The 25,095-nt window shown below is 36.7% G+C and carries 23 protein-coding genes, 1 tRNA gene and 1 riboswitch; of the genes, 12 read left to right on the top strand and 12 right to left on the bottom strand.

The window, feature by feature from the left end; translation table 11 throughout:
- The first annotated feature begins 63 nt into the window (after nucleotides 1-63).
- Complete coding sequence (locus ACWPVE_RS02060; RefSeq protein ID WP_453990403.1) at nucleotides 64-1,149, top strand: glycosyltransferase; 1,086 nt, start codon at nucleotides 64-66, stop codon at nucleotides 1,147-1,149.
- 64 nt (nucleotides 1,150-1,213) lie between these two features.
- Here ACWPVE_RS02060 and ACWPVE_RS02055 read toward each other — a convergent pair whose 3' ends face one another.
- The gene (locus ACWPVE_RS02055; protein ID WP_453990402.1) at nucleotides 1,214-2,533 is read right to left on the bottom strand and encodes a glycosyltransferase family 4 protein; all 1,320 of its coding nucleotides are present in this window, start codon (nucleotides 2,531-2,533) and stop codon (nucleotides 1,214-1,216) included.
- Between the two features lie 136 nt (nucleotides 2,534-2,669).
- Here ACWPVE_RS02055 and ACWPVE_RS02050 point away from each other — a divergent pair, with 136 nt between their 5' ends.
- The 4 genes from ACWPVE_RS02050 to ACWPVE_RS02035 all read left to right on the top strand — a co-directional run bounded on the left by ACWPVE_RS02050 (nucleotide 2,670) and on the right by ACWPVE_RS02035 (nucleotide 3,922).
- A complete protein-coding gene (locus ACWPVE_RS02050; RefSeq protein ID WP_453990401.1) occupies nucleotides 2,670-2,897 on the top strand; it encodes a hypothetical protein in 228 nt (75 codons plus the stop codon).
- Between the two features lie 100 nt (nucleotides 2,898-2,997).
- On the top strand, nucleotides 2,998-3,141 hold the full coding sequence (locus ACWPVE_RS02045; RefSeq protein WP_453990400.1) for a YjcZ family sporulation protein: 144 nt from the start codon (nucleotides 2,998-3,000) through the stop codon (nucleotides 3,139-3,141).
- A 144-nt stretch (nucleotides 3,142-3,285) separates the two neighbouring features.
- Nucleotides 3,286-3,540, top strand: coding sequence for a stage VI sporulation protein F (locus ACWPVE_RS02040; protein ID WP_453990399.1), 255 nt, complete (start codon nucleotides 3,286-3,288; stop codon nucleotides 3,538-3,540).
- Nucleotides 3,541-3,682: 142 nt separating this feature from the next.
- A complete protein-coding gene (locus ACWPVE_RS02035; protein WP_453990398.1) occupies nucleotides 3,683-3,922 on the top strand; it encodes a hypothetical protein in 240 nt (79 codons plus the stop codon).
- Between the two features lie 8 nt (nucleotides 3,923-3,930).
- Here the strand turns inward: ACWPVE_RS02035 and ACWPVE_RS02030 are convergent, their stop codons facing one another.
- The 6 genes from ACWPVE_RS02030 to ACWPVE_RS02005 form a co-directional block, all read right to left on the bottom strand.
- Nucleotides 3,931-4,608, bottom strand: coding sequence for a DUF421 domain-containing protein (locus ACWPVE_RS02030; protein WP_453990832.1), 678 nt, complete (start codon nucleotides 4,606-4,608; stop codon nucleotides 3,931-3,933).
- 40 nt (nucleotides 4,609-4,648) lie between these two features.
- On the bottom strand, nucleotides 4,649-4,843 hold the full coding sequence (locus ACWPVE_RS02025) for a hypothetical protein (RefSeq protein ID WP_453990397.1): 195 nt from the start codon (nucleotides 4,841-4,843) through the stop codon (nucleotides 4,649-4,651).
- A gap of 48 nt (nucleotides 4,844-4,891) precedes the next feature.
- Nucleotides 4,892-5,314 (bottom strand): GNAT family N-acetyltransferase, encoded by a 423-nt coding sequence (locus tag ACWPVE_RS02020; protein ID WP_453990396.1) that lies wholly within the window; start codon nucleotides 5,312-5,314, stop codon nucleotides 4,892-4,894.
- A gap of 6 nt (nucleotides 5,315-5,320) precedes the next feature.
- Nucleotides 5,321-5,836, bottom strand: a complete 516-nt coding sequence (locus tag ACWPVE_RS02015; protein WP_453990395.1) for a YjcG family protein — start codon at nucleotides 5,834-5,836, stop codon at nucleotides 5,321-5,323.
- A 112-nt stretch (nucleotides 5,837-5,948) separates the two neighbouring features.
- A complete protein-coding gene (locus ACWPVE_RS02010) occupies nucleotides 5,949-6,671 on the bottom strand; it encodes an alpha/beta hydrolase (RefSeq protein ID WP_453990394.1) in 723 nt (240 codons plus the stop codon).
- Nucleotides 6,672-6,778: 107 nt separating this feature from the next.
- A complete protein-coding gene (locus ACWPVE_RS02005; RefSeq protein ID WP_453990393.1) occupies nucleotides 6,779-8,008 on the bottom strand; it encodes a dicarboxylate/amino acid:cation symporter in 1,230 nt (409 codons plus the stop codon).
- Nucleotides 8,009-8,146: 138 nt separating this feature from the next.
- Nucleotides 8,147-8,304: riboswitch (cyclic di-AMP (ydaO/yuaA leader) on the bottom strand.
- Between the two features lie 257 nt (nucleotides 8,305-8,561).
- Here ACWPVE_RS02005 and ACWPVE_RS02000 point away from each other — a divergent pair.
- Nucleotides 8,562-8,634, top strand: a tRNA-Val gene (locus ACWPVE_RS02000).
- A gap of 184 nt (nucleotides 8,635-8,818) precedes the next feature.
- Here the strand turns inward: ACWPVE_RS02000 and sstT are convergent.
- The 3 genes from sstT to ACWPVE_RS01985 form a co-directional block, all read right to left on the bottom strand.
- Nucleotides 8,819-10,054 carry a serine/threonine transporter SstT gene (gene sstT / locus ACWPVE_RS01995; protein ID WP_453990392.1) on the bottom strand — a complete coding sequence of 412 codons (1,236 nt, stop codon included), beginning with the start codon at nucleotides 10,052-10,054 and terminating at the stop codon, nucleotides 8,819-8,821.
- Between the two features lie 305 nt (nucleotides 10,055-10,359).
- Complete coding sequence (locus tag ACWPVE_RS01990; protein ID WP_453990391.1) at nucleotides 10,360-11,040, bottom strand: SOS response-associated peptidase; 681 nt, start codon at nucleotides 11,038-11,040, stop codon at nucleotides 10,360-10,362.
- A complete protein-coding gene (locus ACWPVE_RS01985) occupies nucleotides 11,030-12,325 on the bottom strand; it encodes an ATP-binding protein (protein ID WP_453990389.1) in 1,296 nt (431 codons plus the stop codon). Before ACWPVE_RS01985 ends, ACWPVE_RS01990 begins: the two co-directional genes overlap by 11 nt.
- A gap of 201 nt (nucleotides 12,326-12,526) precedes the next feature.
- On the opposite strand from ACWPVE_RS01985, the gene ACWPVE_RS01980 reads away from it, so the two are divergent.
- Together ACWPVE_RS01980 and ACWPVE_RS01975 are read left to right on the top strand one after the other, a co-directional pair.
- On the top strand, nucleotides 12,527-13,018 hold the full coding sequence (locus ACWPVE_RS01980; protein ID WP_453990387.1) for a PTS sugar transporter subunit IIA: 492 nt from the start codon (nucleotides 12,527-12,529) through the stop codon (nucleotides 13,016-13,018).
- Between the two features lie 429 nt (nucleotides 13,019-13,447).
- Nucleotides 13,448-14,707 carry a helix-turn-helix domain-containing protein gene (locus tag ACWPVE_RS01975; protein ID WP_453990385.1) on the top strand — a complete coding sequence of 420 codons (1,260 nt, stop codon included), beginning with the start codon at nucleotides 13,448-13,450 and terminating at the stop codon, nucleotides 14,705-14,707.
- 290 nt (nucleotides 14,708-14,997) lie between these two features.
- Here the strand turns inward: ACWPVE_RS01975 and cudC are convergent, their stop codons facing one another.
- Nucleotides 14,998-15,528 (bottom strand): choline uptake/conversion transcriptional regulator CudC, encoded by a 531-nt coding sequence (cudC, locus tag ACWPVE_RS01970; RefSeq protein ID WP_453990383.1) that lies wholly within the window; start codon nucleotides 15,526-15,528, stop codon nucleotides 14,998-15,000.
- Nucleotides 15,529-15,859: 331 nt separating this feature from the next.
- Here cudC and proV point away from each other — a divergent pair, with 331 nt between their 5' ends.
- From proV to ACWPVE_RS01950, 4 genes are all read left to right on the top strand, one after another.
- On the top strand, nucleotides 15,860-17,110 hold the full coding sequence (proV, locus tag ACWPVE_RS01965; protein WP_453990381.1) for a glycine betaine/L-proline ABC transporter ATP-binding protein ProV: 1,251 nt from the start codon (nucleotides 15,860-15,862) through the stop codon (nucleotides 17,108-17,110).
- Nucleotides 17,110-17,958, top strand: a complete 849-nt coding sequence (locus ACWPVE_RS01960) for an ABC transporter permease (protein ID WP_453990379.1) — start codon at nucleotides 17,110-17,112, stop codon at nucleotides 17,956-17,958. Before proV ends, ACWPVE_RS01960 begins: the two co-directional genes overlap by 1 nt.
- Entirely contained in the window at nucleotides 17,958-18,860 is a 903-nt protein-coding gene (locus ACWPVE_RS01955; protein WP_453990377.1) for a glycine betaine ABC transporter substrate-binding protein, read from the top strand. The genes ACWPVE_RS01960 and ACWPVE_RS01955 overlap by 1 nt, the downstream gene beginning before the upstream one ends.
- A 137-nt stretch (nucleotides 18,861-18,997) precedes the next feature.
- The gene (locus ACWPVE_RS01950) at nucleotides 18,998-22,069 is read left to right on the top strand and encodes an efflux RND transporter permease subunit (RefSeq protein WP_453990375.1); all 3,072 of its coding nucleotides are present in this window, start codon (nucleotides 18,998-19,000) and stop codon (nucleotides 22,067-22,069) included.
- A gap of 1,173 nt (nucleotides 22,070-23,242) precedes the next feature.
- Here ACWPVE_RS01950 and ACWPVE_RS01945 read toward each other — a convergent pair.
- Complete coding sequence (locus ACWPVE_RS01945) at nucleotides 23,243-25,075, bottom strand: DNA ligase D (RefSeq protein WP_453990373.1); 1,833 nt, start codon at nucleotides 25,073-25,075, stop codon at nucleotides 23,243-23,245.
- Between the last annotated feature and the right edge of the window lie 20 nt (nucleotides 25,076-25,095).

The raw sequence follows: 25,095 nt of genomic DNA, 5'->3' as shown, positions 1-25,095 counted from the left end.
AGTTATCTGCGCTTTTTGCTGAATGACCTTTTTTATTGATTAATAGAAAGGAGCAATTGATAAATGGTAACGATTAGTTTATGTATGATTGTAAAAAATGAAGAAGAGGTATTAGCAAGGTGTCTAGATACTGTTAAGGATATCGTAGATGAAATTAATATTGTAGATACAGGATCAACCGATCGGACAGTTGAAATCGCAAAGCAGTATACAGACCGTGTGTTTTTCTTTGAATGGATTGGTAACTTTGCTGCAGCAAGGAACGAGTCATTTAAGTACGCAACAAAGGATTATATTCTGTATCTTGATGCAGATGATGTATTGCTAGAAGAAGATCGAAAGAAACTTAAGGAATTAAAAGAAACGCTCGATCCTTCCGTTGATTCGGTTTCGATGTATTATGATGCGGGAACAGATGAGTTTGGAAATGTCACATTGCGTTACCGTCGTAATCGTCTTGTGAAAAGGGAAAAAAACTTCGTATGGAAAGGAGACTGTCATCAGTATTTAGAGGTCTATGGAAACATTATTAACTCCGACATATCCGTTACTCATAAAAAAATTAAACATTCAGTGGGGAGAAATCTAAATATCTATCAATCAAAAATTGATCGTGGAGATACGTTTTCTGCTAGAGACTACTTCTACTATGGAAATGAACTTAGAGAGAATGGTCATTATGAAAAAGCAATCAAAGCCTATGATGACAATCTTGCTATAAAAGATGGTTGGATTGAGGATAAAGTATATGCCTGTATAAATAAAGCGGATTGCTATCGTTTTCTTGGAGATTTAGACAATGAGTTACGATCATTATTTCAATCGTTTGAGTATTCCAAGACCCCGCGTGCAGAAACTTGTAGCAGAATTGGTTATAACTTTCAAAGAAAACGTGAATATCATGCAGCGATTTACTGGTACACCCTTGCAACTGAGTTGCATCCTGATTCAGACAAATGGAGTTTTAGCTATCCTGCCTACTATACTTGGTATCCTCATCTACAAATGTGTGTTTGTTATTATAATTTAGGCGATCTCGAAAAAGCCCATTATCATAATGAAGAAGCAGCTAAATATAGACCACAAGATCCGAGAATTCTTCACAATAAAAAGCTATTCGAAACAAAATTTGGAAACAAAGTAGTTTAATAGAACAGTAAAAAACTTCATAATCGGTGGAAAAGTCACTCCACTGATTATGAAGTAATTTGTTTTATTTATCTAATAAAGATCTATACAGTGAAAGCATTTTTTGACTATTTTTTACCATATCATGGTGTGTTTCAACATAGAGCCTTCCCTTTTCCCCAATACCTGGCAACATATCAAGATTATTTAGCGTGTATTCGATCGTATCTTTTATGGTATCAGGATTCGCCACTAAGATAGGCAGGTCGCTTGAATAATGGTCTTTCATAAAGTCACTAATCCAGCAAATAACGGGTTTTCCCATTGCCATTGCCTCTACAGCGAATAAACCGTAACTTCCTATATGAAGTTGGTCAATAATTAAATCAGCCTCCTGATAAATTCGCATTGCCTTTTCATGGGACAACCCCTTCACTAGTCGAAAATCAAAATCATATTGATCCTTCAATGATTCAATTGCTTTTAAAATATAGTTGGTACCTTTGATTTCAGGAGAGGTCGGGGCATGAACAATAAGTGGTCTCTTAGTTGGTTGTGATTTCTTAATGGGTCTGTATCTTTCTAAATTAATCATAGAAGGTATGATATGGACATTTTCATAGAAATCCTTCACGTATTGATAAAGTTCATGATCAAACACGACACAATCCTGTATATGATGTGAAAGGGTAGATAGACTTGTTTTGATTCGATATTCATTTTTATTTTTCGTTAACGCATATGGATTTAACTCAAGGGCTTTAGAGAATATTCGTACGTCACTACCCCAATGCTGCATAAGAAGTGACTTCCCTGAAGACTTATATAAGGGAAAGTCCGACCAATCTAATGTCAAACTTGTTCCAAAATGAAAGTGAAAAAGGTCATAACGAGTAAGAAACTCTTTTGTTAATTTTCTAAGCTTCTCATTAATAGATTTCGAGCTTCGTTGGCCTATTAAATTCCAGGTGTAATTCGAATCATAATTTAAATAATAGGGGTAGTAATTGATTGTATGTGAATGAATTCCTTGTCTCGTTAATCCTTCTGAAAGTGTATTCATTTGGTTGGCAATTTCGATACTCCCCTGAAGAATGCGAGGATTCGAATAGACAAATTCTGGCTTTTTAGTTGAGCATTCTTTTTCAAATCCTGTAGCTGATAATGTTGCATCTACAATTTCCATGATCGTAGTCAAAATTGGTTCATTTGGATAGTGATCAAGCCCTCTCCATGTCCATAACCAAGCATTTTGAGGGTTTGTTTTTTGTAAATGGTCACATGCTTGCCTTGCATAATGGGTGGGAGAGTCAATTGCTGGTTTTTCTTGTTCAAATAATTCCATTGCCTTTCTAAAATTTCCTACTTTTACATGTTGAATAATTTGGTTTTCAATCTCTTTCAATTCCTCACCACTTTCAATCTATTTTTGCATAAATGGCTATATGAGTATATAAATGTAAATGCGAATATCAATGTTCATGCATATGCTAAAAATGATGAAATGATTGAGTTAATGAGATTTACCAGGAGGTACTGTCATGAGTAAATTTGAAAAAGAAATCGAACGTTTTGTGGCTGACTATTACAAGGACCATGATGAAGCAAAAGCGAAGCTTGATAAATGGGCTGCAGAAAATGAAAAGGGAATCAATCAGTTGGAAGCAGAAGTTAGAAAATTTCAGAACGAACTTGAATCAAGGATGGAAAAACTGGACAAATGGTTTTCTAAAAAACAGGGAGAGTTAGAAAAAAATATAGAAGGGTAATTCGTTTCAATTTCCGCATATGCCCTATGTTCCTGTCCGCACAAAAACACTCCTTATAACATATTTTATAATGTACTCTTTTTATGAGGAGGTGCGAAATATGGGCTACGGATTTGGTGGATTCGGTGGATGCGGCTATGGCGGCTACGGCTATGGCGGCGGCTACGGTGGCGGATCAACTTTTGTATTAATCGTCGTATTGTTCATCCTATTAATTATTGTAGGTGCTTCTTTCTACAACTAATTATGACTTTTTAAAAAAGTGAAGTACGAGTCAATCGACTCGTACTTTATCCATTTAATGAAGAGAATATAGTTTTTTCTCACGACTTTGCACCACTTTTAGGCGGGAGTCATAAGATATACCACAATGTAAGGAGGTTTCGTAATGGACAATAACTTTTTTAAGAATATTGAAAAGAAAACAGGCGTGAATATGCAGGAGGTATTTCAGCTAGCAAACTCTTTGCAAAATGCGAATTTTAAGGATGAGAAAACGGTTCGTAATGTGATTAGAAAGGTTTCTAAACTTGCAAATAAGCCAGTAAATAAACAACTCGAGGACAAAATTGTAAATAGTATTATTAATGGAAATGAAAAAATGGACTTTAACACCATTTCAAAAATGATTAATAAAAAGTAAGCAAAGTGGGTCTGGCGCAAGGTGTCAGGCCTTTTTTAAAATAGACCCTCATAAAGAAGAGGTTGTTTTCGAATATTTTAAATAGTAAAAAATGTATATATAACAAAATATATTTAATAGAAGAGGGACTGGAGGGCAGAACATGGGTTATATTTTACCAATCAACAATGAACAATACACTCAATACGTGCACCGTACCACTAAATATAAAACAAATGAATTAAAGCTTTATCAAGTTCATCCAGCAACATTGAATATGAATCAACGTTTGAATCCTCCCCATGTTGAACAAAAGCAAACTTCAAAAAAACAAAGTCAATATATTGAAAATGTTCGGGCTCAATATACTGGAAAAGGTCTGTTATTCGACGAGAGTATTTAAAAAGAAGGCTAGTATTCTTGAATATACAAGCCTTCATCTTCTCTCCATTCCGCATAAAGTAAATCCTTATATGAAGCGACACCTTGATTTCTCAATTCTGATTGGAGCCATTCCTCCGAAAAACCACTCTCTCTCAAATTTTCGATAATGAGTACACCATCACTTACGAATGTGATCGGGAGTCGAACCTTTTGTTCCTCCATCTTATAGTCCTGTCGAGTAGGTGGTTCATATGGAGACTTTTTAAGAACACTGATGGAACCGTCTGTCTCCAAGATGGCATATTCAGCTTCTCTAATTGAAAAAACACCCTTCGAACGAAGTAGATGCTGGAGTTGGTTAAGATCAAGTTTATTTTTCCTTAAGTGTTCTTTAATAATCTTTCCTTTATGTATAATGATTGAAGGTTTTCCCTCCAGTATAGGTCTTGTACGTCTTACCTTTTGTGTGATGACTTCTATCACATGAATTAATCCACCCCAAATAAATATAGCAAATAATATCTGAGAAATTCCTATATCTTGATCAAATACAGCATTGCCAACAAGTTCGCCTAATACCAATGCAGAGATAAAATCAAATGCAGTGATTTGAGTTATTTGTGTTTTTCCCAGTATTTTGGTCAGAATCAGTAATCCTATAAGACCAACTATTAAGTCAAATGCAATCCTGAAATATTCCACTATGCTCACCCCTCTATGGTAGAATGAGCATGTTTACCCTTTTTTATCCAAGAGGAAACTGGTTTTCACTTCTTTTTTTTCTTCTTTCTAGAAACCAATTGCCTATAAGTCCAATCCACAGACAAGATACAAACCAATAAATGTTTTTGGCAAGAAACTCTCTGCCAATATCTATAAATCCGAGTATAACCGCCAAAACACCGACAAATATGAATACGTTAAACAATCGATGTAACACTCTTTATTCCTCCAAAAAAAGAATGTCTATAGAAGACATTCCTTAATTTTACATTTCTTTTATCATGGTGACATGTGGAATACCAGCATCCATAAAAATCCCTGATACGGTTTCATATCCCAACTTTTTATAAAAGTTTTCTGCTTGAGTTTGCGCATTGAGCTTTAATTTAGAAATCCCGCGCTCTTTGGCAATTTCCTCCATTTTATGCATAATGATATTCCCTGCTCCTTTTTTTCGATGTGAAGCTAGAACACAAATGCGTTCCACTTTGCCATATCCATCAAGAACGCGAAAACGGCCTGCTCCTACAGGTTCATTGTCATCATACAGGACGATATGTGTAGCTTCATCTTCGAATTGGTCAATCTCTTCTTCAAGAGGGACCTTTTGCTCATCCACGAATACGACTTTTCGGACAGTGAATGCGTCATCTAGTTCTTTGTTGTCTGTTACGATTCTTGCTTCCATGTTGTGTTAATTTTCCTTTCCTAAACGAAATGTTTCATATACAGTCCAAGACCCATTTTCTAATTGATAAAGGAGATGAATGCGGTCAATTTGTTCCTCATGGTCCATTTTAATCATCCGCAATTGGCCATATACATCGGAATGTTCATCACTTGATAACTTTTGTCCAATTGTAATGTGGGGAACGAACGCATATTCAGGTTCTCCTGCAAAATAACCAGAGTGAAGTGCATGATGTAATTTAAGTAGTTCTTCATTAGGATCTACTTTTAAGTAAATAACGTTATTAACAGGAGAAAAAGAGCTAACCTTTACCACTTTTAGTGTAAATGGTTTTGTTTGTTTGGAAATGGACTCTAATTCTCTCGTGATATCATTAATTTCTTCATTAGATGCGTCAAATGCATTCTTAATCGTAAGATGTGGTGGAATTAATGCATAATGCGGGTCATAACGCTTACGATACGAATTTACTGTATCTTGCAGTTTTTTGGACGGGAAGATCACGATACCATATTTCATTTTATTGCCCTCCTCATGATTTATCATTTAACAACTGGAAGTACTTGGATTGTTTGAACCAATTATAACAAATAAAAAAAAATGATAGAACACATAGTCCATAAAAAACATGTTATTTTAACATTTTTGAAAGTGCTCTTGGTAAATCAGGTTGCCAAAAGGTCCATGTATGGTTGCCGTTGAATTCCTCATAGAAACAAGGATAGCCCTTTTTATCGATGATATGATGTAATGCTCGATTTGGAGTCAGGAAATCTTCAACCTTTCCTGCTGTTGTTTTAACCTCTGTTTCACCAGTTCCAATTACATGATACAAATCAAGAAGATGTGGATCATCAAAGTGCTCAACTTGGTGAAGTACATGGTCATTTACAAAAGGGGATTGCATAATGACTTTTCCAAATGTATGAGGATACTCAAGTGCAGTTAAAAGTGAGACCGTAGCTGCTAGTGAATCGCCAATTAATGCCCTGCCTAGTCCCATTTGATACGTTGGAAATTCTCGGTCGATGAATGGTACAAGTTCTTCTCCTAAAAACCGCTTATACAATGGATGTTGCTCACCTTCGGGGTGATACTTTTTACGTCGATCTGCGACGCTTTTATATGGAACCCCAACGATAATGGTATTGCTAATTTCACTTGTTGCAAGGAGTTGATCAACAACTCGAGCAATTCTGCCTAGATTAAAATAATCTCGACCATCTTGCGCAATGAGAACATTGTATTTATAAAGAGGAGAGAAGGTTGCTGGTAGATAAACGATAAGTTCAAGCTCCTCATTCAGTATCTTACTATGTATAGTCATTTCCCTAACTGTGCCTTTATTAACCATCTTTATAATCCTCCAAACACTCAATCTAAACAAGCTATATCTATTATTATAACGTTTGGAAAAAACGAAAGCGACAGGAAAAAGTCCCTGTCGCGAAAGATTGATTATTAAACTGCTGCTTCATCCATATGTTTCTTTTCAGATTCAGCAACATACATTGCACATGCAGCATCACCAGTAATATTAATTGCGGTACGAGTCATGTCAAGTAAACGGTCAATTCCTATGATCAAACCAATACCTTCTGGTGGTAAACCAACTGCTGTTAGTACCATTGCAAGCATAATTAAACCTACTCCAGGTACTCCAGCTGTTCCAACACTAGCAAGAACGGCTGTTAATATGACGACTACAATTTGAGAAAATGTAAGGTCAAAACCATATACCTGTGCAATGAATATGGTCGCAACCCCTTGCATGATGGCTGTTCCATCCATATTAATTGTTGCACCTAAAGGTTGTACAAAGCTACTGATTGATTTAGGTACCTTAAGATTATTTTGGGCAGTTTCCATTGATATTGGTAGTGTTGCACTACTACTTGACGTACTAAAAGCAACTGTAATCGCTGGAGCAAAGCCTTTTACAAACTCGATGGGGTTACGTTTAGCTAATAATGCAACAGTTCCTCCATATGTGAATGCAGCATGTATGAAAAGAGCGGCAAGCACAATTAAGAAATAACCAATCATTGCCTTTATTGCAGCATAACCTTGGCCTCCAATGGCAGTAGCGATTAATCCAAAAGTTCCGTATGGTGCCGTCTTCATCACGAGATTAACAAGATACATTAAGATTTCGTTTGCTTGTTGAAATAAATTTAGTATTCCTTTTGTTTTTTCACCTAAGACGGTTAAAGCTAATCCAATAAAAATAGCAAAGGTAATAATTTGTAGCATATTAGCATCATTCATTGCCGTAAATGGATTTGTTGGAATAATATTAACTAATGTTTCCATAAAAGGAGGAGCTTCAGTTGCCCCATCATAGGAAACCCCTTCGGTCTTAAATGCACCTCCAGCTCCTGGCTTAAAGATCGAAGCTAGTGTGATTGCGATTGTAATAGCAATTGTTGTTGTCGCTAAGAAATATGTGATTGTTTTTGCACCGATTCTTCCAAGTTTCTTAGGGTCACCAAGCCCTGCAACTCCTAGAGTAATAGAAACCAAGACGATTGGAACAACTAGCATCTTGATTAAACCTAGGAAAATTTGTCCAAGAGGAACGAAAACCCACGTATTTGCATATTCAAATACAGTTGCGGATGTTACATTTAAAATAAGGCCGACAATGGCACCTAAACCTAAACCTAATAATATCTTTTTGGTTAATGACATAAAGAACCTCCTTAAGATGTAGTTGAATGTGATTATTATTCATGAAAGGGAAGTAGAATTGCGATGAAAAGCATATAATTTGGAGACACAAAAGGCCACGAGAGTAGGGCTCGTGGCCATAATGTTGATTTTTCGCAACAAAGCTCTCTCCATATGCTTACGAGGTTAGCTGTCGGATTCGGATGAAGAGTCAATTTTCCTACCTTTTCATAAAAAAAGGATTCACCCCTAGTGCCCATATGCACATTATTGGTTCCCCCGTTTCCCCAAAAATGGGAATTCAGCAATTATAAAGTTGTACTATAACTGATATAATATTTATAGCTTATAATAGGACATTTTGTCAATATTATTTAATTGTTATAGGATCCCAGTAATGTTCTTACTAACACATTGTACTTTTCTTTTTAGTAGTACAATTTAACTGGAGGGAAGGTGACTGGGGTTCCTAAATACCTATTTGAAAAAAAGGTTCATGTTTATATTAAAATAATGAAAAATTAATTGACAATTTATCAAAAGGTATGTATTATAAGAATTATCCTTATACTATGATTCCGTAGCTCAGCTGGGAGAGCGCCACCTTGACAGGGTGGAGGTCGTTGGTTCGAGCCCAATCGGAATCACTACCAAAAGTCTTTGATAAATCAACTTTATCAAGGGCTTTTTTTAATGTTTAATGGCTAGAATAAGAGCTTTTAAGATCGTCTTTGAATATATTTTTCTTTACAAGAGTACTAGAATCAAAGATAGGGAACCTCGTTAAACAAAAAACCACTCGCACTTGCGAGTGGTTTTAATTTGTTTATATTAAGCAGACTTGATTGCAACATTTTTCTTCTCTTTGCGCTTTTTCGCTAATTCAGCTGTTGCTGTGAAGAGAACGTCTGATGAAGAATTAAGTGCTGTTTCACAAGAATCTTGGAGAACTCCAATGACAAAACCTACACCAACAACTTGCATGGCAATATCATTTGGTATGCCGAATAAGCTAGATGCTAATGGAATGAGTAACAGAGATCCACCTGCAACCCCTGAGGCACCAGCTGCAGAAACGGCTGATAATACACTAAGAATAAGTGCTGTTGCAAAGTCAACTTCAATGCCTAGTGTATGAACAGCTGCAAGTGTAAGAATAGAGATTGTGACGGCAGCCCCAGCCATATTAATAGTTCCACCAAGTGGAATTGATACAGAATACGTATCTTTGTTTAAGCCAAGTTTTTCACAAAGGTTCATATTAACAGGTATATTGGCCGCTGAGCTACGCGTGAAAAATGCTGTAATTCCACTCTCACGTAAACATCTAAAGACAAGAGGATATGGATTTTGGCGAATGTAGATATACACAATTAAAGGATTTACGATAAGTGCAATAAAAAACATACAGCCAAGTAATAGAGCTAAAATTTTCCCATATTCCATTAAAGCCGAAAGTCCACTTGTTACAATTGCATCAAATACTAGTCCCATGATTCCGAATGGAGCAAAACTGATAATCCATTTTACAACTTTCGTAATGGCGTCAGAAACATTTGAAAGCAACGTCTTTGTTGTATCGTTTGCCTGTTTTAACGCAAGGCCAAACAGAATAGCCCATGCGAGTATTCCGATGTAGTTTGCATTAATTAGTGCATTAACAGGATTGTCCACTATATTGAATAATAATGTTTGAAATACCTCTAAAATACCACTTGGGGGTGAAAGATCTTCAACTCCCTTTACTAATGACAATTTAACTGGAAAGATAAAGCTTGCTAAAACAGCTACAAATCCAGCTATAAAAGTACTGATTATATATAAACCAATAATTGATTTAATATTAGTTTGAGTTCCACTTCGTTGTTTAGAAATTGCATCAATAACTAAGAATAAGACCAAGACAGGTGCAACTGCTTTTAAAGCACCAACAAATAATGAACCGAAAATGGAGACCCATTTTGTACTATCTGGAACAAGTATAGCTAATAGAATACCAACTACGATACCTATAAGAATCCGTTTAACAAGGCTAACTTGGTCCCATTTCCTAAATAATTCTTGCATATTCTTCCCCCTCATCTGATGGAAATTAAATTACAACTGTAAAAGGAATATTTTTTGTAATTTTAACACGAAAATTGTCAATTGTGAATCAATTTCAAAACTGTAAAAAATGTTAATTATTAAATGATTACTCGTACCACGACTTAAGTATTGGTGCTTTGGACATTGGGAAATTAGGACTGCTAGTCTGCATAGACATTTATTCTACCATATAAACTTGTATTTTTATGTTCAAAATCCAAACAACTTTTATTTCAAGTGATCCCTTATATAAAAAAGACTGAATCCAGTTAGGACTCAGTCATTTATGAACCTATTTTTTGAATTAATTGAGGAGAGTTGTTACGAGGTGAATTCACCATTGTTGATACCTCATACGCTTCCATATGATCCGCTGGTAGTGGTTTGAGTAGATGGGATATCTTTGAGACATCATCCAATTTCGGATCTAGCCACGTTTGTTCGTCTTCTTTGTTGAGAATAACAGGCATTCTGTCGTGTATATCTTTCATCAGTTCATTTGAAGTTGTCGTGATGATTGAGCAAGTAAACAAAGGTTTGCCTTCAGGTGTTTTCCAACGTTCCCAAATACCTGCCATAGCAAACAGTTTTTCTGATTTTAACGTAATTCGCATCGGTGTTTTTGAATTATCTGCACCTTTTTTCCATTCATAGAAGCTATCCGCCACAACAAGACAGCGTCTATGCTTGTATGCTTCTCGGAAACTAGGCTTTTCGGCTAGTGTTTCTGCACGTGCATTAATCATTTTATAGCCAATTTTTTCATCCTTTGCCCAAGTAGGAACGAACCCCCATCGCAAGTATCCTAATCGTTTACGTGTGCCATCATTGATAACAGAAAGAACTGAATGAGATGGCGCGATATTATAACTGGGGTTATATAATTCTTGGTCAATGGACGCTTCGATGTCAAAGCGATCTAAAATTTCATCAAACTCTGCAAATAAGGTATACCTACCACACATTCTTTTGTTTCACCTCGCTTTCATTTTCACCAGTTTCAGGAGGGGAATAGGGTAGTTTTATGATAAAAGTTGTTCCACTCCCGAGCTCACTTTCAACATCAATCGTTCCTTTTAATTGATTGATGATTTGAAAACAAATCGTCAGTCCAATCCCTGTTCCTTTATCCTTTGTCGAATAAAAGGGTGTTCCAATTCTAGAAAGCGCTTCTTTAGTCATGCCAGGACCATTGTCGGTAATTTTGACAATAATGTCTTGGTCTTTTGAATATGCATTAATTTGTAATAAGCCATGATTGCCCATTGCTTCAATGGCATTTTTAATGATATTGATCAGCACTTGCTTGATTTCATCTTTATTCCCACTAACGAAGAGGGAATCTTCAATTGAGGATTGAACCTCTATATTTTGAATAGTGGTATATGAGGTCATGAGCTCTATCGTTTTTTCTAGTTCTTCGCTTATATTCACACATTGGGAAAGATTATTATTAGGTTTTGCCAATGATAAATAGTCATTGATAATGGATTGAGCACGATTTAACTCTAAGAGAGTGATTTCTATGTATTTCCTTTGAGTTTCAGTAATATTATCATCACGACTAATTAACTGGATGAATCCATTTACGGTAGTAAGTGGATTCCGAACTTCATGGGCAACAGAGGCGGCGAGTTGACTAATCACATTTAATTTTTCCGAACGTCGTAATTCCTGTTGTAGCAAGGTTTGCTGGTTTAGGTTTTCAAGAATGAGAATCACTAATAAGAGTGTGATCCATGTAAGAATTGAAAAAATCAACATAATTAGTATCTGGTCACTTTGATTGTTTTTAAACAAGGAAATTCCTCTTGTTAGGATAATAATCGAGTAGACCGCTGTAGGAATCATAAGCTTACTATATAATAGTTGTGTATTGAATTTTTTAATCAAAAAGTAAAAAAGAAAAGAAATGATGGCATAATTCATCAATAAAGTGACAATCCTTGGCTCTCCTAATATAAATAAATACATGAACATGATCAAAATAAGGGAAATACCTTGAAAAAAACCTACATACAAAAATGTTATGAAAATAGGAATGATTCGAAAGTCAAAACTAAATCCATCTCCGTAAGGTACTGGAAAGGACATGGTCAAAAGCAGGATCGCTACCGCCATTCCAAATAACGTACTAGCACGAAGTTTTGGTACGGAGCGATTGTCTCGAATCACTAATAAGTAATATAGAAGAATAGGGAAAATAACGATCAGGACATGGTATAGAATATGACCAATATGTTCATGCAATTTTTACTTCACCTCCTCTTAGTCTTAATTTTTCGACTAATTATCATTTTAAAAATTCGACATATTCCCTAATAATCCTTCTCTTTTCGCTTGCAATTTAAATCTTATTTTGGAAAGATAGTGATGGATTGAAAAATCTATAATTGTTTTTTGGTTATGGGAATAATACCACTAAACATATCATGAATGTGGAGGTATAGTATGTTTAAGAAATTATTTGGTAGTAAAAAGGTGGAAGAAGTACTAGTAGCTCCTGCTACAGGAAAAATCCTTGCATTAGAAGAAGTTCCAGACCCTGTTTTCTCACAAAAAATGATGGGGGATGGTCTCGCCATAGATCCATCTGAAGGTAAAATTGTTTCACCAGTTAATGGAGAAATTGTTCAAGTATTTCCAACTAAGCACGCAATTGGCATCAAAACTGAAATTGGGTTAGAACTCCTTATTCATATTGGTCTTGAGACTGTGAATATGAAAGGTGAGGGCTTCACTACTCATGTGAAAGAAGGAGACAAGGTACAAGTTGGTACTCAATTAGTCACCTTTGAATTGGATTTAGTGAGAGAAAAGGCAGCTAGTACGATTACACCAATTGTCATCACGAATTTTGATGCAGTTGAATCGTTTGAGAAAATCGGAAGCGGTCAAGCAACAGTGGGTACAACTGAACTAGCAAAAGTAAAGAAAAAATAAGAATTCGGTCCTATTAAGGGCCGTTTTTTTTTGTTATTTTCTAGAAAGAATGTAGTTAATTAATAAAACAAACCTTCGATTGTAGTGGAAGGTGGTTACTCCTGCTCAGAATAGCAATCGTCTTGAGATCTCACAGGGAACACGACTTTGGCTCCTGAGGAGGCTCAAGGTATGATCGCAAAAAACTTCCAATTGAAACGGAGATTCGATTGTGTTACTCATAATTTTTTTCTGAAGAAAACCTTATTTTATATTCTCCCATTTTTCATATAGTTTACATATGTAGCCATGAATGAAAAATTTGTGACTGCCAGTTGTATAAAATTGTAAAAATAAGTCTTTTGTCCTAATATTGAAAGAAGGGTTTTCTCGAACTATCTAGAAATGAGTATATAACTACAGTGAAAAGGCAGTGAAAGGGCATGAAAGATGGAGATAGGAAGCAGAATAAGATTCTTTCGAATTCAAAAGAATATGACACAAGAGGAACTGGCACAAGAAATTATCTCAATTTCTTATCTTTCAAAGATAGAAAATAACCAAACCTCAGCAAGTATTGAGGTGCTTGAATTATTATGTAATCGATTAGGAATTAAGTTAATTGAAAGTGAAGAATATGCACAATTAAAGGAGCTTCATGATTGGTATCAAATGATGGTTACTCGAAAAAGGGAGTCGGCGATCCAATTTTATGAATCCTATGAGTGCACGAATACAAATGATTCGAGAGTTGCGATTTTCTTTGTACTCTTTGAGCTTAAATATTTTATTTTTACGAATCAACTGGACAAAGTAGAAGCACAAATGAAGAAAATTGAATTATATAAAGATATTTTTGATATTCGTATGAACTATTTTTACGAAAAATTTGCGGGTCAATATTTCTATTTAAAAAGTCAGTTCTCTGTTGCGATGGAACATTTTAAAGAAGCAGAGGAGATTTTAACTAGTAGTGTCCATTTTGAAAGTTGGGAAACGGCTGACCTGTACTATTATATTGGGTTAAATGATAATCGCATGGGGAAATTAGCTTTAAGTATCGTGAATATTCAAAAGGCACTCGCTATCTATCAGTCTCTTTACGATTTAAAACGTAGTGCAGAATGTCAAATTTTATTAGGGATCAGCTATGAGAAAATTAATGAATTCGAAATGGCCGAAAAAAACTATATGTTAGCAACAAAGGTTGCCGAAGGAATAAAGGACTCTTCTTTATTAGGATTAATCTATCATAATCAAGGTGTCCTCTATTCGAAATTAGGTAAATCAGATCATGCAATTGAGCAATTTTTAAATAGCTTACAACATAAAGCAGATCATATGGTAATTGGCCGTTTGCGTTCAATCCATGGGTTGATCGATGAATATTACAAAAACGAAGATTACGAACAATGCCAAAAATGGCTTGAAACAGGTTTAGACATAATTGAAAATCACCAAGACGTGCCAGAGTTTAGGATTCATTTTACCTATTATGATTATTTACTCAATCAATCTGATAATCTACCAAGATTTATTGAAAAAGAGGTATTACCTTTTTTCGAAGGGATTGAACATCATCTCCAATATGCTTACTATGCAGAGGAACTTGGGAAACTTTATCAGGAAAAAAATAAATATAAGTTAGCAAGCTATTATTTTTCAAAGGCCATTTCGTCTTTGAAAAAGCATAGTCATATAAAGCAATAAAAACAAATGTTCAAACAACCTTTAAAAAGGAGTGGGAAAATGAAAAAATTAATGGTACTACTCATACTAGGATTTGTAACGATTTCTGGTTATCAATTGACTGAGGGAATTGCATCTGTTGACAATGATTACCCAGAATCACAGGAAGAACAGGTATAACAAAATGCACAAGCTGCCAGCTTATTGGCGTTCAAGCGCTGGCAGAAGGATTTTGTTCCCATATAGCGGAAGGTTCTAGTGCCTGGAGCTAGATCATAAACGAAAACAGCCTGGAATTGTCCAGGCTGTTTTTACTCTTTTGGAATAAAGTTAAAAATTTCATGTGATTCAAAGCTATCTACTAGTCGATCAAGCCAGAAATAGTATTCCAATGCATTTTTTAGCTTCACAATATCATTTTTCGCTTCTTCCTTAATATCTGTACTGATATGTTCATCCTCCATCAGTTCTTGCAATTCGTTTAAAGACTTCTGAATGGCGCTTACATTCATTGAAATACCATTTCTCCATTTTATCGTAAAAAAGTCAATAAAAGTTTGATACCAATCTTCTTCGACCTGATAAAGGTCTTTTCGTATCCCTTTTTTCCAAACCTTATCAACCATTTTTAAATCCATTAAGTTGCGAACGGACGTACTCATGCTTGTTTTGCTCATCCCTAATTCTTGCTTCATTTCATCTAGTGTCATTGGGTCATCATGAAAATACATCAGGCCCCATAATCTACCAACTGAAGGGGTTACACCATATAAATTCATATTCTGGGCTATAGCGTCGATTACGCGTTCTCTTGCTTTTTCTAGCTTGTCTATACCATCCAAATAGATTCACATCCTACATCAAAGTGTTAGATATATACTATAGCCTAAACATTTGTACTAAGAATGTAAAGTCGAGTAGATAAAAGGATGCTGGAGGATGTTGGAGGAATTCTAAGTATCAAGTATGTAAAGTGCGTACAGTTTTTACTTTACAAACTTTACGGCGTCATATCCCGTTTTCTCCTCTTTGTGTATTCTGGAAAACATTAATACAATTAAAAGGTCATTGTTACTACATAGTTTCTACACGCAATTATATTTAACGAGAATGTCAAGAAAAGTTGGGTTTTTATAAATCGAACGTTTTAGTATCAAAAATTGAGGTGACAGAATGGAAAGTGAAAAACAACCTAAAATAAAGGTTTCCAATGTAACAAAAATATTTGGACGCTCTACTAAAAAAGCGATTCAATTATTAAATGAAGGAAAATCGAAACAGGAAATATTAAAAAGCACGGGTGCAACAGTCGGTGTGAATCAAGCGAGCTTTGAGGTATATCCTGGAGAGATTTTTGTCATTATGGGCTTATCGGGAAGTGGGAAATCGACTTTGGTTCGACTATTAAATAGATTAATAGAACCCACAGTTGGCCAAATTTTTATCGATGGAAAAGATGTAGTTTCTATGAATAAAGAAGAAATCCGTGAAGTTCGCAGGAAAAAATTAAGCATGGTATTTCAACGTTTTGCATTATTTCCGCATAAAACGGTTCTTCAAAACACGGAATATGGTCTAGAAATTCAAGGTGTGGACAAGAAGCAACGTTCTGAGAAGGCAATTGAGGCTCTTAAATTAGTTGGCCTAGAAGGCTATGAAAATCAGTATCCAGACCAACTCAGTGGTGGGATGCAGCAGCGTGTAGGACTTGCAAGAGCCCTTGCAAATGATCCTGATGTATTATTGATGGATGAAGCATTTAGTGCTCTCGATCCATTGATACGGAAAGACATGCAGGATGAGTTGATTGAATTACAAGGCACAATGGAAAAAACCATTGTCTTTATTACACATGACCTTGATGAAGCATTAAAAATTGGTGATCGAATCGCACTCATGAAGGATGGAAACATTGTACAAATCGGAACTCCTGAAGAAATTTTAATGAATCCATCTAATGAATATGTAGAACGATTTGTAGAGGACGTTGATTTATCTAAGGTACTTACTGCTGGACATATCGTGAAACGTGCGGAAACCGTTCAGGTGGATAAAGGAGCTAGACTTGCTCTGAAAATCATGAAGGACAACGGTTTGTCCACTGTGTATGTCGTTGACAAACAGAACAAGCTTTTAGGAGCGGTGAGCGCAGTTGAGGCTTCAAAAGCTGTTGAACAAAAATTAACACTTGCTGATGTCATGGAGACAAATCTAAAAACGGTTGATACGAGTACATTACTTGTTGATCTATTTGATGATGTTTCTCAAGCTCAGATTCCAGTTGCAGTAGTTGATGAGAAAAATCGACTGAAGGGAATTGTTATTCGTGGTGCTGTAATAGGTGCATTAGCGGGTAATGACACATATATAAATGGCTTTGAGGCTGGATCACTCCCTGCAAGTGATGAAAGGGAGGCTTTATAATGGAAGGTTTATTACCAAAATTGCCAATCGCTGATTGGATCGATGGTTTTACAGACTGGTTAGTATCTAACTTCGAATTTTTATTTGAGGGGATTGCTACAGGTCTTGAAGGATTTGTAGAAGGAATTGTTGGAGGATTAGGATTTATCCCTTCAATTCTATTAGCACTTATTTTAGGTGTAATTGCTTGGAAGATTTGTAATTGGAAAATTGCCCTCTTCACAATTATCGGATTACTTCTAATCGATAATTTGGGTTACTGGGACAATATGCTTGACACAATAGCGCTTGTGTTAACCTCGGTGGGAATTTCAATCATACTTGGAATACCAATTGGGATTTGGGCTTCACAAAGTAAAACAGTAGGCAACATCGTTATCCCAATCCTTGATTTCATGCAAACAATGCCTGCTTTCGTATACCTATTACCAGCAATCTTTTTCTTTAATATCGGTGTAGTCCCAGGAGTAGTAGCATCTGTTATCTTTGCGATGCCACCAACAATTCGATTAACGATTTTAGGGATTACCCAAGTGCCAAGTGATTTAATTGAGGCAACTGAAGCCTTTGGTTCAACAACAAAACAACGATTAGTAAAAGTACAAATTCCATTGGCTATGCCAACAATTATGGCGGGCATTAACCAAAGCATCATGCTTGCTCTATCAATGGTCGTTATTGCCTCTATGGTAGGTGCACCAGGACTTGGAGCAGATGTATATCGTGCGGTAACACAGTTACAAACAGGAACAGGTTTTGAAGCTGGACTAGCGATTGTAATAGTAGCAATCATCCTAGACCGGATTACTCAAAATATAGGAAAAAATAAACAAGGGGGAACAGCTTAATGTTTAAAAAAGTAGTAAAAGCATCTTTAGCAATTGGAATCACTTTAGGATTAGCTGCATGTGGTAGTGATTCGGAGGAAGCAGGAAAGTCAACTGATTCTACACCAGTATCAGTAGGAGAAAGTGTCGATTATGAGATCGTTGGAATCGACCCGGGTGCAGGAATCATGAAGGCAACAGGTTCAGCAATTGAAGAATATGGCCTAGAAGATTGGACATTAGTAGAAGGTTCAGGTGCCGCGATGACTGCAGCACTTAAGAAAGCTTACGACAAAGAAGAACCGATTATCATTACTGGTTGGACACCACACTGGAAATTCTCTGCCTTTGATCTAAAATATCTTGAAGATCCAAAAGGTGTATATGGTGGGGAAGAAAACATCCATAGTATTGCACGAATTGGGTTGAAAGAAGATCTACCTGGCGTTCATAAACTACTAGAGCAATTCAATTGGACAGCAGAAGATATGGGTAATGTCATGGTAGAAATTAATGAAGGAACAAAACCAGAAGAAGCTGCAGCAAATTGGATAGAAGAGAATTCTGATAAAGTTGCTGAGTGGACTGAGGGTGTTCAAGAAGGTAACGGCGAAGAAGTAAAATTAGCATATGTTGCTTGGGATAGTGAAATTGCGAGTACAAACATTGTTGCGAATGTACTAACTGATTTAGGCTATAAAGTAAAAATGAGTCAAGTAGAAGCTGGTCCGATGTGGACTGGAGTAGCAGATGGATCTGTTGATGCACACGTTTCTGGATGGCTGCCAGTCACACATGCTGACTATGTAGATAAATATGATGGTCAATTCGAAGACCTTGGTTCAAATCTTGAGGGTACAAAAATTGGTTTAGTTGTACCAGCTTATATGGATATTGATTCAATTGAAGATTTAAAAGAATAACCTTTCAAAAAATTGTCATTTTTAAAGGGCAAAATTCTTACATGAAACTGTACACTCTTAGTTGAGTGTACAGTTTTTTTCTATAATTTGGGTATAATGTCAATGAAGTTTTATAACTTGAAATGGGGTATTGATTCATGAATATAAGCAATTTTTCGATAAAAAGACCTATATTTACCTTGGTTACGATGTTATTAGTGATTATTTTAGGTTTTGTTTCATTAATGAATATTCCATTAAAATTAATCCCTGATATCAATCCACCTGTGGGTGTTGTAGTAGCCAATTATTTTGGAGCAAGTCCAAATGAAGTTTCTGAAAAAGTAACGAAGCCTCTTGAGCAAAGCTTATCAACATTGCCAGGATTAAAAACAATGTCTTCTACTTCGCAGGAGGGTGCATCTCTCATTTTATTACAGTTTTCATGGACGACCTCGATTGAAGATATTGAAAATGACATCCTTAGTAGGATTAATCAAACTCAAATAAGTGATGATGCAGAGGCACCACGTTTTTTAAAATTTGATCCATCACAATTTCCGATTATTCAATTGTCATTAAGTATGGAGGGGGATGAAAAAGGACTTCAAGAGCTAGCAGAAGGCTTAACAACAGAGCTTAACAAAGTAGAAGGTGTAGCAAATGTGAATCTGTCTGGTGTGGTGACAGAGGAGATAAAAGTTGAGCTTGACCAGCAACAATTGGAAGAATACAATCTGACACAAGCTGATATTGTAAATATTTTACGAGCAAATTCAGTTTCCCTGCCTGGAAATACGATTGAATCGCAGGGAAAAGAGCTTACGACAAGGGTTATCAGTCATTTAAATTCAGTTGAAGATTTAGAAGAGCTTTCGATTACGATAGATCCGATGCTAGGAGATAAAGTGGTTCTTCGTGACCTTGCAGAGGTTGCCCTTGTACCAGAATCTCAGAAAACCATTACCCGTGCCAATATGGAACCAGCGATGCTGGTGAGTGTCCTACAGGAATCAGATGCAAATACAGCTCAGGTATCAACGGCTTTTCAAAAAGAATTAGAAGAAAAACTTTCACAAGAAAAATATAAAAATGTCAAAGCGGATGTTCTTTTTGATCAAGGGGATTATGTGAAAATTGCGATTGGTAATATCGTGAATACATTGTTACTTGGTGGCCTATTTGCGATGATTATCCTCTTTTTCTTCCTTAGAAGTGTAAAGAGTCCCCTAATTATTGGAATCGCGATACCATATTCGGTAATCGTTACATTCGTACTCATGTACTTTTCCGATTTCTCGTTAAATATCCTTACATTGGGTGGACTAGCGCTTGGAATTGGAATGCTTGTTGACAATTCAATTGTTGTTATTGAGAACATTTACCGTCATTTGTCCATGGGGAAAGAACCGAAGCAAGCAGCTGCAGAAGGAACGAAGGAAATTGGAACAGCCATTATTGCATCAACATTAACGACAGTAGCGGTCTTCCTACCGGTTGTGTTTATCACTGGTTTAATTGGTGAAATGTTTACAGAGTTTGCTGTGACCATTGCATTCAGTTTATTTGCATCGTTAGTCGTTGCTTTAACTGTTGTGCCGATGCTTGCAAGTCGATTTTTAAAGGCGCCTAATGAAAATCTTGAACGGAAACGACAGGCATCAAAGGGGATGCGCTTATTAGAAGCTGCGACAAAATGGTCGCTAGGACATCGTTTCATCGTGCTATTAATCACGCTTGCGCTGTTTGGGGCAAGTATGTTTGGCTTATTTTCAGTTGGTACAGAATTTATTCCAAAGACCGACGAAGGATTTTTCACAATTAATGTCAAACTTGAACAAGGAACTCCATTAGAAGAAACACAGACGGTAGTTTCAGCAATTGAACATGAACTTGAAGGACAGGATGATGTTGATGTCTATGTTAGTTTAATTGGGTCGACCCAAGAGAAAAGTTTTAGAGGGGGAGGAAGTCCTAACGAAGCTGAGATATATGTGAAAATGAGTGACTATGAGGAACGAGAGCGCTCGACATTTGAATTCGTTGATGATACCAAACAGAAAATTGAATCCTCAGTTACCAAGCTTCATCCAGAGGCAACGGTAAGATTTAATCTACAATCATCATCAGGTTCAACCCCAAATACGTTGCAGTTCCATGTGAAGGATACGGATAAAGGACGCCTTAATGATGCAGTTACGAAAATCTCGGAAGCCTTGGCTGATGTAAAGGAAGTAACCGAAGTATCAACAGATGTTTCCGAAACGATTGAGGAACTCCAAATTACGATTGATAAAGAAAAGGCATTTGAAGAAGGATTAGCTCCTGCTCAAATTGCCTCAACTATTAATGAAGTGACCAGGGGTACACCTGCGCTTCAATTAACAGATGAAAACCATAACATCTATCCTGTAAATGTTCGTTATGACCGCGATTTTACGAATCACATCGAAAATCTAAAGAGCCTAATTTTAAAAACACAAGCAAATACGTTTGTTCCTTTAGATGAAGTGGCTGTAGTCAAAAAAGGTGAGGGCCCATTAACCGTACATCGAATCGACCAACAACATGCTGTTCAATTTACTGTCAAATACGTGACGACATCAAACCTAGGTGAGATTGCAACAAAAGTAGATGAAACGGTTGCAGGCCTGGGGCTTTCTGACGAGACAGACCTTGTTTACAGTGGAGAGAAAGAACTTTTAGATTCAGCGTTGGATCAAATGATCTTAGCGTTTGTACTTGCACTTACCTTAATTTATTTCGTAATGGCTGCTCAATTTGAGTCATTAAAATATCCGTTTGTAATTATGTTTACAGTTCCGTTAATGGTGATTGGAGTGGCCATTGGCCTTTATTTCACGACAACTCCGATTGGAATTACAGCTATCATAGGAATCATCGTATTAGCAGGTATTGTTGTGAACAATGCGATTGTCATTGTCGACTATATTAATAAGAAGAAAGAAGACGGAATGAGTTCATACGACGCAATCGTGATAGCGGTAAAAAATCGGATCCGACCTGTGATGATGACTGCTTCCACGACCATTTTGGGGCTGTTACCACTCGCACTGGGAATCGGCGAAGGCTCCGAAATTAACCAACCAATGGGAATCACAGTCATTGGTGGACTACTGAGTAGTACATTGTTGACACTATTTATCATACCTATCGTGTATAGCTTGTTTGATAAAGAGACGAGGAGGAGAGCAAAAGGAAGACGGTAGAAATGAATGTGAAGGGTTGATTAGGTAGTTTGGGGAAATTTGAGGGGGATAGTGTTTGTGTAAGGGTGGGCATATGTCTCTTGGATGACATCGGAAAAAGTCCTTCATAGGTGGAATGTAGGGGAAACCTTAGGATATTAGTAGTCCGACTCCTCTTCATAGACGAAATGAAGAGGAAAATTCGGGATCCGAGCGTTCCAAATCCTCTTCATAGACGAAATGAAGAGGAAACCAGAGGATCAAAGTAGCTCAAATCCTCTTCATAGACGAGATGAAGAGGAAAACTTGGGATCCGAGTGTTCCAAATCCTCTTCATACCCAAAATGAAGAGGAGAACTCGGGATCCGATCGGTCTGAATCTTCTTCATAGACGAGATGAAGAGGAAACCAGAGGATCAAAGTAGCTCAAATCCTCTTCATAGACGAGATGAAGAGGAAACCAGAGGATCAAAGTAGCTCAAATCCTCATCATAGACGAAATGAAGAGGAAACCAGAGGATTAAAGCGTTCCAAATCCTCTTCATAGATGAAATGAGGAGGAAACTCGGGATCCGATCGTTCCAAATCCTCTTCATAGATGAAATGAAGAGGAAAACTCGGGATCCGATCGTTCCAAATCCTCTTCATAGACAAAATGAAGAGGAAACCAGAGGATCAAAGTAGCTCAACTCCTCTTCATAGACAAAATGAAGAGGAAACCAGAGGGTCAAAGTAGTTCAAATCCTCTTCATAGATGAAATGAAGAGGAAAACTCGGTATCCGATCGTTCCAAATCCTCATCATAGACGAAATGAAGAGGAAACCAGAGGATTAAAGCGTTCCAAATCCTCTTCATAGATGAAATGAAGAGGAAAACTAGGGATCCGAGCGTTCCAAATCCTCTTCATAGATGAAATGAAGAGGAAAACTCGGGATCCGATCGTTCCAAATCCTCTTCATAGACGAGATGAAGAGGAAAACAGAGGATCAAAGTAGCTCAAATCTTCTTCATAGACGAAATGAAGAGGAAACCAGAGGATCAAAGCGTTCCAAATCCACTTCATATCCGAAATGAAGAGCCAAACCCAGGATCCGACCAGTCCAAACCCTCTTCATAAACGAAATGATGATGAAATCAAGAGATTCCTCTTCCCTAAATTCACTACAAAAAACAAACCGAATGAAGAATAACATTTAACTCTTCCTCAAAAACTCCAATACTGGTTCAAATGGCTGTTCGTCTTTTGCATGAAAGTAATTTGCGAAGGGACAGCCTTTTTCTTTGATTCTGTCGGCTATTGTTTCTAACGGGAAATTCTCAATCGACAAATCATCGGTTATCTCGTCCCAGTAAAGAGGAGTGGCAACATACGCCCCATCATTTCCTCGAACCGAATAAGGAGCTACAATGGTTTTCCCTTGCGCGTGCTGAACATAATCTACATACAAGCGGTTTCCGCGATTTTTTTTAAGCCGTTCGGTTGTAAAAAGATCAGGTTCTAAATTCGTTAAATAGTTTGCAATGAACTCTGTAAATTGGCGAGTATCCTCATATGAAAACTTGTTTTCTGGAAGTGGAAGATAGATTTGTAGTCCTTTGTTTCCAGAAGTTTTCACATATGAAATTAATTTTAGTCCATCAAATACTTCTTTTAAAATAAGTGCGCACTTTTTTGCTAACGGAAATGCGTCGCGCGAAGGTGGGTCCAAATCAAAAACAATCTCAGATGGTCCTTTTGAAAAAATCGTTTGGAAGGGGATGTGGAACTCGAAACTTATTTGATTACCTAACCATGTGAGTGTTTTTATATCATTGCAAACGATGTAGTCGATTCCCTCTGACATGGAGGTTTGAATAAAGTCTGGTGCATAATCTGGGCAGTTTTTTTGATAAAAGGATTCTCCAAACATCCCATGTGGATAGCGAATGACAGTTAATAACCGATCCTTCAAAAAAGGAAGCATATAGGGTGAAACTTCAAGCAAGTAGTGGATATAATCTAGTTTTGTTATCGATTTATCCTTCCAAAGTGGTTTGTCAGGATGGGTAATTTCGATGTCTTCTGGAAGTAGTGGGACGTTTCGAATAAGTTTTTCCCATGTACAATCTTGCCATTCTAGATCAAAGCGAAATTTTGAAAAACTTGGCTGGCGTAACTGCTCTTTATACAATTCTAAATAAAAAAGTTCCACACAAATCCCTGGTTCAACTCGTATAAAATGAGTTGTTTCCTCAGCTGCGTTTGTTTGAATCACTTTGAGAAGGGCTTGGCGTTCTTCAAAGGAGAGACCGTGTGAAAATAAACCAATTTCATATATCTGGTTATTTCTTATCACACCAACATGGAAATAGGCATTCTTTTTATCATAGCCAAGAATAAAAAAAACACCAATTTGCCAATTTTTGATTTTATACCAATTGGATGTTCGTTTTCCTTCATCCCATGTACTATCTAGTTTTTTTGCAATGATTCCTTCAGCACTACTTTCCGTCGCTTTCCTCCAAATAGAATCTAAATCTTGTTCATATGGAACAAGTTGAATGAGCTGCGGACTTGTAGGATCAACTTGGGCGGGCAACGAAGCCGAATGAAAAAGCTTGGATAACTCATTTTTACGATCGATAAATTTTTTTGACATGAGATTATGTCCAGCAAGTCGTAACAAATCAAAAACAACATAATGAGCGGGCTTGGCTAAGGAACTTTGATTAATTTTTTCTGAACTTCTTAAGCGACCTCGAACTTGGACTTTCTCAAAGCTAGCTTTAAAGGGTGTTTCAAGAATACAAATCTCTCCGTCAAACACGAGTGGCAGATGTGGGGTAAATACGTCTCTTAAATCTTCGCATTGCGCAATGATTTCAGGAAACTGGTCATTTAACACATTACCGTTCCTGCTGATGAGTTGAATATGATTCTTATCCCAATGCAGCATGGCTCTGAAACCATCATACTTGATTTCATACACCCAATTAGAACCAGTAGGGGCTTCGAAAATTAGGGTTGGAAGCATTGGTTTCAGCATCTTACCACTCCTTTCCTTAA

It is taken from the genome of Bacillus nitroreducens (assembly GCF_964021195.1).
Note: the sequence above shows the minus strand (reverse complement) of the source record. Positions and strands in the feature narration are given on the sequence as shown.